13 protein-coding genes are annotated in these 12,593 nt (G+C 45.9%); all 13 read right to left on the bottom strand.

Features of this window, described 5'->3' with window-relative positions:
* Positions 1 to 73: 73 nt before the first annotated feature.
* Positions 74 to 946 (bottom strand): LysR family transcriptional regulator, encoded by an 873-nt coding sequence (locus ACXAH6_RS01555; RefSeq protein ID WP_474874862.1) that lies wholly within the window; start codon positions 944 to 946, stop codon positions 74 to 76.
* Positions 947 to 1,195: 249 nt separating this feature from the next.
* Positions 1,196 to 1,531: a DUF3325 domain-containing protein gene (locus ACXAH6_RS01550; RefSeq protein ID WP_474874861.1), complete on the bottom strand. Its 336-nt coding sequence runs from the start codon at positions 1,529 to 1,531 to the stop codon at positions 1,196 to 1,198.
* Positions 1,528 to 3,114 (bottom strand): PepSY-associated TM helix domain-containing protein, encoded by a 1,587-nt coding sequence (locus tag ACXAH6_RS01545; RefSeq protein WP_474874860.1) that lies wholly within the window; start codon positions 3,112 to 3,114, stop codon positions 1,528 to 1,530. The genes ACXAH6_RS01550 and ACXAH6_RS01545 overlap by 4 nt, the downstream gene beginning before the upstream one ends.
* Positions 3,111 to 3,407: a hypothetical protein gene (locus ACXAH6_RS01540; protein ID WP_474874859.1), complete on the bottom strand. Its 297-nt coding sequence runs from the start codon at positions 3,405 to 3,407 to the stop codon at positions 3,111 to 3,113. The genes ACXAH6_RS01545 and ACXAH6_RS01540 overlap by 4 nt, the downstream gene beginning before the upstream one ends.
* 17 nt (positions 3,408 to 3,424) lie before the next feature.
* Positions 3,425 to 4,807 carry a tetratricopeptide repeat protein gene (locus ACXAH6_RS01535; RefSeq protein ID WP_474874858.1) on the bottom strand — a complete coding sequence of 461 codons (1,383 nt, stop codon included), beginning with the start codon at positions 4,805 to 4,807 and terminating at the stop codon, positions 3,425 to 3,427.
* 13 nt (positions 4,808 to 4,820) lie between these two features.
* Complete coding sequence (locus ACXAH6_RS01530) at positions 4,821 to 5,438, bottom strand: energy transducer TonB (RefSeq protein WP_474874857.1); 618 nt, start codon at positions 5,436 to 5,438, stop codon at positions 4,821 to 4,823.
* Between the two features lie 21 nt (positions 5,439 to 5,459).
* Complete coding sequence (locus tag ACXAH6_RS01525; protein ID WP_474874856.1) at positions 5,460 to 5,867, bottom strand: ExbD/TolR family protein; 408 nt, start codon at positions 5,865 to 5,867, stop codon at positions 5,460 to 5,462.
* Positions 5,860 to 6,264 (bottom strand): MotA/TolQ/ExbB proton channel family protein, encoded by a 405-nt coding sequence (locus tag ACXAH6_RS01520; RefSeq protein WP_474874855.1) that lies wholly within the window; start codon positions 6,262 to 6,264, stop codon positions 5,860 to 5,862. The genes ACXAH6_RS01525 and ACXAH6_RS01520 overlap by 8 nt, the downstream gene beginning before the upstream one ends.
* Positions 6,261 to 7,595 carry a MotA/TolQ/ExbB proton channel family protein gene (locus tag ACXAH6_RS01515; RefSeq protein ID WP_474874854.1) on the bottom strand — a complete coding sequence of 445 codons (1,335 nt, stop codon included), beginning with the start codon at positions 7,593 to 7,595 and terminating at the stop codon, positions 6,261 to 6,263. Before ACXAH6_RS01515 ends, ACXAH6_RS01520 begins: the two co-directional genes overlap by 4 nt.
* Positions 7,595 to 8,341, bottom strand: coding sequence for a DUF3450 family protein (locus tag ACXAH6_RS01510; RefSeq protein ID WP_474874853.1), 747 nt, complete (start codon positions 8,339 to 8,341; stop codon positions 7,595 to 7,597). Before ACXAH6_RS01510 ends, ACXAH6_RS01515 begins: the two co-directional genes overlap by 1 nt.
* A 111-nt stretch (positions 8,342 to 8,452) precedes the next feature.
* Complete coding sequence (locus ACXAH6_RS01505; RefSeq protein ID WP_474874852.1) at positions 8,453 to 10,669, bottom strand: FepA family TonB-dependent siderophore receptor; 2,217 nt, start codon at positions 10,667 to 10,669, stop codon at positions 8,453 to 8,455.
* Positions 10,670 to 11,217: 548 nt separating this feature from the next.
* Complete coding sequence (gene rpsO / locus ACXAH6_RS01500; RefSeq protein WP_474874851.1) at positions 11,218 to 11,487, bottom strand: 30S ribosomal protein S15; 270 nt, start codon at positions 11,485 to 11,487, stop codon at positions 11,218 to 11,220.
* A gap of 125 nt (positions 11,488 to 11,612) precedes the next feature.
* Entirely contained in the window at positions 11,613 to 12,593 is a 981-nt protein-coding gene (gene truB / locus ACXAH6_RS01495) for a tRNA pseudouridine(55) synthase TruB (RefSeq protein WP_474874850.1), read from the bottom strand.

Raw genomic sequence — 12,593 nt, 5'->3', positions numbered from 1 at the left:
AGCAAGGCTAGAGCCTTCTCTTTTTATTCATTCCCTGTAATTGTAACAAAGCGTTACTGGCACCCTCAGTATGTTAATTCGCTAAACTTGCTCGCAGGTATTCTATCACATTCAAGGCTTTACCTGAGAGAGGCCACTCATTGCGATAGATCAGCCACAATTGCTCTTTGTAGGTTTCTCCGGTATTAATCACTTTAATTCTATCTTGTTTTGCAAACGCCTGACGCGCGTAACTCGGCAAAACGGTAAAACCAAACCCGCGAGAAACCGGCTCTAAAATGAGGCTAATTTGGTTGCTAAACCCCGTGCGCTTAACGGCAGAAAGCGAAAACTCATTCGGGTACAAACGACTCAGCACCCTAGACGCCATAGATTGCCCATCAGGATGGTCAATAAACCCCAACTGCATTAGATCTGCCCAATCATGCACGTCTGCATCCGCGGGCACAACCAGCTCTAACCCTTCCTGCGTAAAAGGCTCAATGTTCAGGCGGCTCTCATCAGGTCGGTTAGCCACAAAGCCAATTTCATAATGATTAGCGAGCACCTGGTCGATCACCTCGTTGTCGGGTGCAAAGCGATTGTGTATATAAATGTTTTCGTTTTGCTGTTGAAAATTCAATAGCAAAGGGTTTATCCGCAAACCCAAACTACCTGGACAAATAACACTGACATTACCCGACGTGTTATCAAACTCGTTAAGGCGATTCTCTAACCGTTTATCCGCCCCCTCAACTTCCAGACAATACTCTAGAAAAGCCTTTCCTTTTGGCATAAGCTCGATACCGCGCTTTGTCCTTATCACCAAAGGGCCTAGCTCTTTTTCCAACAATTGAATATGCTGGCTCACCGCGGCTTGGGTAATATCAAGCTTATTGGCGACACGAGTGAAGTTTTTCACTTCGACCAATGCTCTAAATGTTCTTATCCAAGTAGGTTTTATCATGTGTTTTACTTACTACTAAATATACGTTTTATTTTGTCACAACGAGCGTCTTACCAGTGATTAGCAAATAGCAATATGCCATTAGTTAAATCTATAACGCCTTCATATTCTTGGCATGACATTGCGTCGTGCTCTGTACAATTTCTACTGCACATCGCCACTCTTACGGCATGCGGAAAAAGCGTGTTCTGATTAGCAATCAGGCTGCGATATAACGAGGAAAGAAAAAGGCACGACGAGTGAATAGCATCACGAATGTCGGGCCCATATAATGCCGACCATGCCATAACGACATATGCCACGATAAATACGCGGCGCATACGTAAGTGCCACCGACACCAACACACTTGAGAGTTGCAACATACCCACCCACACCGTGGTACCGATTTCACCGCTCCATAACTTTACGCAAAGTGTCAATGCGATAACCAGAAACATCCATCCGACTATGTGTAAAACAACTTGGCACGCTGTGCTTGGCTCCGCGTCGGTAAACGCAACGGCATAGTGCTTTTTATTGGCTAGCGAAAACAAAGTGAACCCCAATATGGCGCACAGCAACGCGAGTATAATTAAACTGATCATGATGCTTCACTCCTCACACCTTGCACAGGTCTGGTTCTGGGTTGGGGTTGTCTTTTTCGCCCTTTCTTTTGTACAGATAGATAATAGACACTGGCCCAAATTGTGGCCGCGATCAGTAAGGCGCAAAGATCAAATCCTAAACGCAACCAATCGGCATGCATGATTGCGGTAATCAAAGAGGTTGACGAAGTAACAGAATCTAATAGGGGTAACAGAGTGAACAACACACCACCTATTATCAGTTGCACTTTCCAGCCTTTGCGATCACGCCAAATTAAACCAGCCACAATGGTGATCGCCCAAACGATGAAAAAGCTCGAAATCTCCCAATTAGAACGCGTAGAGAGTTCAGCAGGTAACAAACGATTCGCCCAAAAATACGCACCGCAGGCGGTCATTAATCCGCCAATCGTACCAATATTTAAGCCTCGAATAAGCTCATAGCCCTTTTGCCCCATTTGTTTTTTACTGCGCTTAACCGCCCACAATATCGAACCGGTTCCCACCATGATTGTGCCCAATAAACCCGCAAAAAAGAGCAGCCATCGGGTTGTTACATCAGCAAATCTCGCCTGATGCAACATATCCAAATAGTTGTAAACGGCTTGTGCAGCATTACTTTCGGTATTGGCTGGATTTTGCTTTACTTGCTCGCCATTTTGGTTAAATACAACCGACGTTTCACCGCCACGACCAGCACTGAGTTCAGTGCGATTGCCGCCACCAATGGTGTATTGCACTTTATCCGTGCCCGGTTTGGCGATGCGTACGGTGTCTACCGGTACCCCAAACTCAGACTCAAATTGTGTGAACATGGCATCAAAAGGCGGTTGTGGCTCAAAGGATTTATCTACCACCTTGGCCACCACAGCAGGGCGTGCCCCCCCACGATCTCTATTTGGGCCTCCGCCACCGCCAAAATGTCCTTCACCATTCCAAGGCAATAAAGTATTCCCCAATAAAATTAAGCCTGAAAAAGTGATCATGATGTGAAATGGCAGTGCTAACACTGCACTGATGGCATGGCCATCGATCCACGATAAGAGCTTTTTCTTGGGTCGGAACATAAAGAAGTCGGCGAATATCTTTCTGTGCATAATCACGCCACTGATGATGCCCACAAACATCATCATGCTAACAATACCAACTAGCCAACGTGCCACGTCACGAGGCATACCGTACAACTCAAAATGAAAACGGTACAAAAAGTTGCCGCCGGCGGTTTGCCTTGCGGTCAATACCTCGCCCGTTGTCGCGTCTAATTGCGCCCGAGGCCCACGCCTGCGCTCTACTTGTTCACCGGGTATATTCCACGAAAGATCAACCGTATTTTTGCGCGAATCAGGCAAACTTATCTGCCATTGCTCCGCTTGTGGCGCATGGCGAACTAAGTAATCGTATGCCACTTCAATGGTATTTTCAGCCGGTTGACTTTGATGCAACTCAGGTTGCATCCAATAGGTAATTTCGTTGCGAAAAAACGACAAAGTGCCGGTTAAAAATATGGCAAAAAGCAGCCAACCAGCAGTAATACTGCTCCAAGTGTGGAGCCACGTCATCGACTGTCTTAATGAACCCGTCATGCTTCACCTCCTGCTAAAAGCCAATAACCGGCCCATGTCGTGACATTTAATATCGCCATGTGCGTAAAGGCTTTTCGGTGGGAATTGATCGCAAAAGACCAAAGGATAACCGTGCAATAGGCAACGAAAAAAACAAGTCGTATGAGCGATTCACTTTGTCGGCCTTCAAGGCCAGAAAAATGACTGATTAACAAACTAATGGCAGCAGATGCAGCATAGCCACCTAACACGGCACAAAGGGTACGCAGGGTAACCAAGGTCTTGGGGTGAGCAATCACAGTTGAGGTTTTCATTATTCGATATTCATTGTTTACAGTGTATTGCGCACTAAGTTTTCCAACGATTGAATGTTGGACAACAAATCGGTACGCGCGGGGTTTTCTTTATACACCTTGCGCAGCAAGGTAAGGGCTTCAGGGTATTGACGTTGATTAATGGCAAGTTGAGCTCGCCCCAACATGGCCTGTGGTTTAAAGCCTTCGAGTGTTTCTGCGCGCAAATAATACATGGCGGCACGTTCACTGTTTTTGTTGTCGCGATATAACTGCGCTAACGTCATCAATGCTTCGCCGTTGTTCGGCAATTGTTCAACTGCTGATTGCAATAACGACATCGCCGATGTTGACTGGTTATTGGCTAAGGCTAATTTGGCTTTAAATACATCCAATTGGGCTTGCTGGTTTTTCGACAACTGAGCTGTTTGTGTCGCCGTGGCTTTGAGTAATACCGACAGTGATTGCCACCCTTGCTTAGCGCTTAGGTAGTTGGCAACACGGCTGATTGTTTCAAAACCTTCGCCTTGTTGATCGGAAAGAAACGCACTGACATGGGTGGAGAGAATATCGGTTGCGCGCTGCTGGCTTCCTTCGGTAATGTGCAATTTGACCAACGAAATAAGGTTCGACAAACTGTCGTCGCCCAGTGTGAGTGCACTTTCCAAACTCGCGATCGCTTTTACATAGTTAGCTTGCTTTAACGCCAACTGCCCTCTTTGTAGCCACAATTGTTGATTGTTCGGCTCTTCAAGCAGTAATTCACTGAGTAAATTTTCCGCTTGTGGTAAGGCGTCACTTTCAATATAAGCGAACAACAACCCTTGATACCACTGACGATTTTTAGGCTCAAGCATAATGGCATGTTGGTATGCACTAATAGCCGTCACCGGCTTGCCAAGCTGTAAATTTACGTACGCGAGCTGACCGTATAACTGAGCATCTATTGCGCCCAGTTCTATGCTTTTCACCAAATGAATTTGCGCCTCGGGTAGTCGATCAGTGAGCAAATACACCATACTCAAACTGCGATGAGCTACCGCTGAGCCTGGCATGGCTTTCAGCGACGCGTTCAGCACGCTCTCTGCCTCTTGATATCGCTTCAGATTCAGCAACACCTGGCCTTTTAACTCCAACAAAGAAGCGCTGGGGTTTTCTATATTGGCGCTGTCAAATGCACTGATCACTTGTTGATAATTGCCCTGACTAAGCAAGGGTTGAATCGTGTGGATGAATTTACTTTCTTCGCGAGAAACCTTACCGCGCTTGCCCTGCCCCTGACCAAAGTCTTGCTTTAACACAAAATGCCAATCGGGCTCTTCTAATGAAACCGATATACTGGCATAAGCACTGTGAATAGAGGCGATCCCGATAGCAAACAAGGTTGCTACGCTGCGCGAGATGATTTTTAGTTTTGTCATGGTGTATTCCTAATTACGCCTCAATCACTACAGGCCAAATAAAGCGTGCTCGTACTGCTTCATTCGCTTTATAAGGGGCGGTAAACTTGCTGCCCTTAACAAATCGAAGAATTTCTTGCCGTAATTCGTGATAAGGGTTTTCAACAATATCAATAAGATTGACATTGCCATGTTCGTCGATCATTACATCGAGTTTCACAACAACGCGGTCGATACCTCGATGCTTTAACTTTTTGGGGAAGCGTATTTTTACCGGCGTGAGCAATGTTGGCTTACCGTCAAGTTCGCTGAGGCCATAGGCATCCCAATCGACTTCTGGCATTTCCCACTCAGTATTGTCAACGGTGACATTAGGCATGTCAGGGCGAGCAATCTGTACATCAGGCTCTACGTGGAGATCAGCCATAGTAAGCTCAACGCCAGCGCCTTCAACTTGTAAGGTCAATTCTGTATCCGCTTCTATTTGCTGACTTTGCGGTGGCGGTGGCGGCGGTGGAATAACCGCAATATCCAACGTGCGTACTGTTAGCTCTTGCCCAGACAACGAACTTAAATAATGCCCAAGCCACATAATGCCCATTGCACAAAGCAATAAAACGAAGCTGAACAAAGGTGCGGCTAATTTTTTCACAAGTGACCTCGAATCCTTCCGCTACGCTTTCAACGTGGCAATGTTGACCGTTTTCGCCCCGGCAAGCTTGGCTTCATCTATCACTTCCACCAGTTGCTCTGCTCGCACCGCTTTATCCACTTGAATAACAACCGGGCGGACATCTTTAAGCAACAACTGCTCAACCGTAGAGCGCACACCACTCACACCAATATTGGCGCCGTCGTATACCACCTCACCGGTACGAGTGATTGCAATCAATATCGCCATTTGGTCGAGCTTTTGTGCTGATATTGCTTGTGGCTTGTCAACCTCTACGCCGGTTTCTTTGACAAACACGGTAGAGACAATAAAAAAGATAAGCAGAATAAAGACCACGTCGAGCAATGGCGACATGTCGATGGTTTGATTTTGCTGCGCGTCAAGACGGCGCTTGAGTCGGCTAGCCATGCTGATGCTCCGCTCTCAATTGCCAAGCGCGGGCAACCGCACCTTTCACCATCGCTAATGCCAGCCAGCCGGGTATAGCTAGTACTAGCCCCATTTGCGTTGTTAATAACGCATCGGCGATCCCCGCACTGACAACCTGACTATCAACGCCTTGTGTCATCATGCCTGTAAAGCTGCCTTGCAAGCCGACTATCGTGCCCAGTAACCCCATTAAAGGTAATGCACTGACTAAAACACTGGGCATGAACTGTTTTTTCTCTATTTGTTCCGCGAAGGTGTCATCGTTATCAATCACCTGATTACGATGAACAAAAAGAGTAAAAATTTGCCAATAAGCCACCCAAGCTACCACGAGCATGAACCAACAAATCCAATTACTCAGTACTTGTTCGATCATGATGTTGCCCCTGCACTTTGGGCTGATTCTACTTTGGCTATTTCGGCATCGTTGCTCGCTTGTTCGGTATTGTCATTGCTTAACAACAGTGCGAAATTTTCCAGTTTCTCGTAGTACGATTTTGCTTTGCGCGAAAGCACCGCATTTAAAATCAGCGCGGGAATGGCAACCACCAAACCGAGTTCTGTGGTCACTAACGCTTTCGCGATGCCGCCAGATATCACTTCAGGATCACTTGAACCAAAGGCTGTCATCATGCGGAAGGTTTCTATCATGCCGCTAACCGTACCCAGTAAGCCGAGCAAGGGGGCAACAGCAGCGGTAATCGCTACCGTGTTAATCCATTTATCTAACTGAGATTTTTGGCCTTGTAATTGTACAAACAGCTCATCGTCTCGCTCTCTCGACGACCCAGCTTTATGGCTAATATCGAGTAATTGCTTTTGCATACCTTTGAAAGCATTAGCCCCGTTCGCACTCAATGTTGCGCGCAACTGATTGTAAGAGTTTACTGCGATAATGGCAGGCAAACGCCAAAGTTGAGTGACTTTATACAAGCCTATTGCGGTAGCGATGAAAGCAAATAACACAATAGGCACCACCCAAATGCCGCCTTTTACAACGTGTTCAATTACCGACTCGCTAACCTCGCTTTTGGTGATCGCTCGGCCAAGTGTTGGGTCGAATGCAATATCACCTTGCTGCTGGCTTTTTAACTCAAGCAACTGCTCATACCGCTCACCACTGTCAACCGAAGCCGCAACGAGTAAGTTTTTTTGCTTGCCCGCATAGCCGCTCACCTGCTTATCAGGTTCGACAAACCAGGTCACTGGCCCTATGCGCAAGGTACTCGCTTGTGTTACCTCGCCGTTAGGTAAAACCAATGATTGATCATGCCATTTGGGTTGCAGGCGCTGCTGTATTAATGTGGTAGATTCACCCACTTGGCTCACTTTTTCGCTCAGTGTTAGTGATTCTAACGTTGAATACACTGCCCCGTTTTGCAGCAAGAATCGATCAAGTAAGTTACGCTGAAAATCTTGCTGTGTTTGCCATGTTGCCAAACGCTCTTCGAGCTGTTGTAACCCTAATGTACGCTCGTCCATTTTTCGCCGTGCAACTGCGGTTTCATTGCGCAAAGCGATCACATTTTGCTCTAGTGTGCGCAACGTATTGCCTAACGCAATACGCTCTTTAGTTATTGCTTTTTCAGTACGCGCTAACTCTGCTTTCGCCTGCTTAATATTCGCCAATAGCGCCTCTTGTGGCGTGGCGGCATGAAGTAAAAACGATGGCAACAACAGCCCTAAAACAATTAAAAAACGCTTCATTATTCTGTTCCTGTTGATTGAGTCGCAATAACAACAGGTAGCTCAACAAATGACGGCTCTTGCTTCTTTTCAAAAATAGCAATGGCTTGTTGAATCGCCTGAAAATCGATATTTTCGTCAAAGGTCCACTGCCATGTTCCCGATGTTCGATTACCATATCCGCGATAGCGCCCGTCAGCATTGGTAAACCATGCGTAACCAGCACCCAAGTAAAACTGTTTCACCAACACCTCTTTGTCATCTGGTGTAGTAATAACGGTCTCGTTTACAGTGAGCTGTTGGTCAAATTTCTGTAAACTCGACAGCTTGGCCAGCGCAACTTGCATCAATGTTGAAGTGTCATTCTCTTCAGTAAGTTGGGCTTGTTCATCGTCCCACTGCACCTTTACAGGAGCTGGCAATTGGTCGTACAAACTATCGACTTGCGCCACGATTTTGGCTAACGTGCGACTAACCTTCTCTTGCTGAATTTCCATTTCACTCTGCTGGGCCAATAAAGCGTCTCTTTGCTGCTCTACATCGCCTTGTGTATCTGAACTTTGTGCAAGAATTGCCTTTAGCTGAGCTTGTTCTGCTTTTAACAACTGGATACGTTGACGCATCGCCGGTGCTTGTTCTTGCCATTCATTAGTTAACTGATACGTTTGTTTTTCAAGCTTTATCCATTGCTCAGTCAGGGTGTCAATTTCATCTATGCTTTGTTGTGCAAAAACGGGCGCTGTCATTAGCGGCAGTATTACTGCCATTAAGTACCGATACATCATTACTATCCATCGTATTATGAGCGTTTTAACAAGACACAAGCACCAATAGCAACGCTCGTGCTATTGGTGCTAAAACGTCTAAAACAGACCGACTTAAAAGCGATACGTGGCCGCTAATAAGAAGCTTCGGCCAGGCTCGTTATACGTATTTGCGCCTGCATTCGTCTGCGTACCTTCTCGACGAATCTTTTCTTCGAACAGGTTTTTCACAGAGAAAGTAAATTGCAGAGAGTCGGTTAATTCGTAAACCGTATTCAGGTTTACGATGGTGTATGGCTCTCTGTCTTTCGGATTTTCCAGTTCTTCACCCGAGGTGGCGCTGTACTCTGGGCTTTCTGTTTTGCCATAGTGTTGACCACTCAACACCACTTCCCAATCGTCCGTAACTTGCCAAGAGATCAGTGAATTGATGGTGTAATCTGGAACAATAGACAAAGGCTCGCCGGTGGTTTTGTCTTTTGATTCCAACATCACGGTGGCATTGGTAGACCACTCAATGCTATCGGTGAGTTTCAATGACAAGTTGGCTTCTAAACCTTCTACCACGGCTTTAGGAATATTGGCCCATTTGAAGACTTGTACGTAACCACCACGCGTGCCGTCTAAAATATAAACAGGGCTCTGATTACCTGTTCCTATTTTGTTGTGGTAAGCGTTATGGAAATAGGTAATACCCGCGTTTAAGCCCGTATCATTGGTGTAATTCACGCCCAATTCTTTGTTGATCGAGGTTTCATGCTCAAGATCTGGATTACCAATAATTGAGCACCCGCTACCTTGACTTGGGTAAGCAACAGGGCAACCATTACCGCGTGTGGTATATACATAGTTAGGGTTGAGTTGGTATAAGTTAGGCGCTTTAAACGCGCGGCTAATACCCGCCTGAAAAGTGAGGTTAGACGATGCACTGTAAGCAATGTTTAAACTCGGTGACACATTAGTGCCCGCTTCACTGTGGTTATCAAAACGTACGCCTGGCGTCACCGTTAAGGCTTCGCTTACCATAATGTTGTCTTCAACATACACGCCAACCAAATCTGCGGTAGTAACCGAAGGGCGGTCTTCTACATCGACGTTTTCCTCGATTTCACTTGAATCAACAACGGCAATCGAAGACTGATTGTAAACACTGTCATCTAGACGTTCGCCACGGTATTCAGCACCAATCGTCATTGTTTGGTTAAGCCCTGCAAGCTGAAGCGGTAAGTTCCACTCTGATTTTGCCGTGATATTACGCAACATAACGGTTTTCATTTCGCCTTCTGTGGTATTAATGGCACCATCGCCACCACCGGCTGCCCCTTCACTTAAACGGGTATTTTCCGTTTGTTCAAATTGAAGGTAACTAAATGAATCACCAAAGGAGAAGTTACCTTTGTGTGTTAATGCTGCTGTTTTACGGCGCATGATATTGGTTTCTTCACCGATATAGAGTTGCGTTGCAGTATGGTCGACACCTTGAAATGCGTTGTCGCCCGAATAGATATTACCCTGGCGACTATAGGCAGCTTCGAGTTCCCAAACGTTACTCTCGTCTTGTTCAAAACGCACAAGAGAGCGCAAATCAATATTCTCTACCCCTTCTCTACCCGCAGCCACATTAGAACCTTCTACTGTGTCTTCGCGGTTTAAATCGGGTGAGTCGGCATCTTGCTTGTTGTAGTTTAAAACGGTGCGCTGTGAAAAGCGCTCACTTAATGGACCGCTTAATACAACATTCGCTCGCTTATTCGCCCCTTCATCTGAGTTTTCAGGTTGCTCTGTTTGTAGGGTAATCGACGCTGAACTTGTTTCTGGTGCCTTGGTAATAATATTAATCACACCACCAGATGCGCCTGAGCCATAACGTGCTGCTGCAGGGCCACGAATAACTTCAATACGCTCAATCGCCTCTGCTGGTACCCAGTTGCTATCACCGCGTGTATCTCGCTCTCCTGCGCGGCCCATTTTTACCGAGTTTCTCGAAAGAACAGGCTTGCCATCAATCAGGATTAACGTGTTTTCCGGCCCCATCCCACGTAAATCAATTTGACGTTTGTTGCCATATTGGCCTGAGCTTGAGTTACCGGTTAGGTTTACACCTGGCATGGTGCGTACCAGTTCAGCGATATCATTGGTAATGGGTCGACGTTTCATATCTTCCGTAGTAATAACCGACACACCAGGCGCTTGCTTTAACTCTTCTGACGCCGCTTTTACTACCGTGGTTTCCAAGGTTTCGATGTCACTGGTTTCTTGTGCAACAACGCCACCGACAGAAAGCATGGGAAAAAGTGACGTAAGTAATAAATGTTTTTTTGAAATAGGCATGAAATAGAATCCCTTAATTTCAGTTGTACGCTTTGCAGCTATCTAACAGTGTGTCCCGATAGCTTGGTGCTTTTTATGTTTAACGCGCCAACCAATTAGAAAACGAATACAAATGCTAATAATTTGAATTCAGTGATTAACTCAACATCTGCTTTAAAAACTTATTGACGGTTTAAGTTGGAAAATTCCGTGTAAATCACTCTTACACTTCGATGTTTGAGCATGGCCTGCAAGGTAAAACGTATTTGACGACCGACTCGGCTACGTTTTGTTATTTTTGTGCAAAGAATAATAAATGAGAACTATTACCATTTGAATGGCGCTTTCATTATGGCTTTGATAAGAAAAAATTATGATGGGAACTTTTGCCGTTAAATAGAAACATCGGCTTTTTTTAGCACAAAGGCCACGCGCTGTTGGGTCTCTTTACCAGTCTGATAAAGCGACACCAACGCCTTGTCATTACAGGAAGAGAAACGCTATTTAGGATGGGTCAACGAGCACAAAAAAAGCGCCGTAAAGGCGCTTTTCTTTTGAGACTGTGTCGATTAACGACGTAGGCCCAAACGCTTGATAAGGTCAAGGTAACGTTCAACGTTCTTGCCTTTAAGGTAATCCAACAACTTACGACGTTGGCTAACCATGCGCAGAAGACCACGACGTGAGTGGTGATCTTTCTTGTGTGAAGAGAAGTGAGATTGCAACTTGTTGATGTTGTGAGTCAACAAAGCAACTTGAACTTCAGTAGAACCAGAATCGCCTTCTTTCACACCGTACTCAGCGATGATCGCTGCGGTTTCTTCTTTAGTTAGTGACATAATATTCTCCAGATTGAGAGTTAACACACCGCCGATCACTAATTCAGCGGTGCAAAGAGGGGCGTATTATACTTACCCTTATGGGCTAAGCAAGTATTTCCCAACAGATAGGTAAAAAATAGCCGCTATGCTTGTTCGTCGTAAACAACACGACGGCGCGGGAAAACATAGGTGCCTTCTGCTTTTTGATCTTTTGGGTTAATCACCCCTTCACCGACGCCTAAAAAGACCTTTTCACCGTCACCAAAATCACCGTAAATTCGGTAGTACTGTTCAGCAACGAGCGCTTCGCCTGTTTCACCTTGTACGCTTTGCCCATGATTAAAACGATGGGTTTCGTTGGCATCTAAGTACAAAGCTGGCAAAGGTTTCACCGCCGTATCCATCGGCAAGAGTAGTTCATCTATGCCATCGTATTCACGTTCTGCTACATCCTCAGACACCATCGCCGCTAATTCATCCAGTCCAATCATACGATCAACAGGATAGTCAGCCACTTGGGTGCGGTGTAAACGGGTTACATAAGCACCACATCCGAGCTGCTGGCCGATGTCATCAACTAAAGAGCGAATATAGGTACCTTTACTGCACGTTACCGTCATATCCACTTCTGGCAGCGCAATGCGATCAATAGTCAAGGCATATATTGTAATGTCACGTGCTTCGCGCGGCACTTCTATGCCTTGGCGCGCGTAAAAATACAAAGGTTTCCCCTGATATTTTAACGCCGAGAACATCGATGGAATTTGCTTGCTCTGACCAAGAAAAGATAAACACGCTTGTTTAACTTCGTCTTCTGAACAAGTAACGGGTAATTCTGTGACCACTTCGCCATCAGCATCAGAGGTTGTGGTACGAATACCTAAATGCGCGGTAACTTGATACGTTTTGTCGGCATCGAGTAAGAACTGAGAGAACTTGGTCGCTTCGCCTAAACAGATAGGCAACATGCCCGATGCTAGCGGGTCGAGTGCGCCAGTATGCCCAGCCTTTTTTGCTTGGTATAACCAGCGCACTTTTTGTAGGATTTGATTCGACGAACCGCCTAAAGGTTTGTCTAACAACACAATGCCGTTAACTGCACGGCCTTTGCGTTTACGCGCCAT

It is taken from the genome of Alteromonas sp. ABE4_545 (assembly GCF_056161325.1).
Note: the sequence above shows the minus strand (reverse complement) of the source record. Positions and strands in the feature narration are given on the sequence as shown.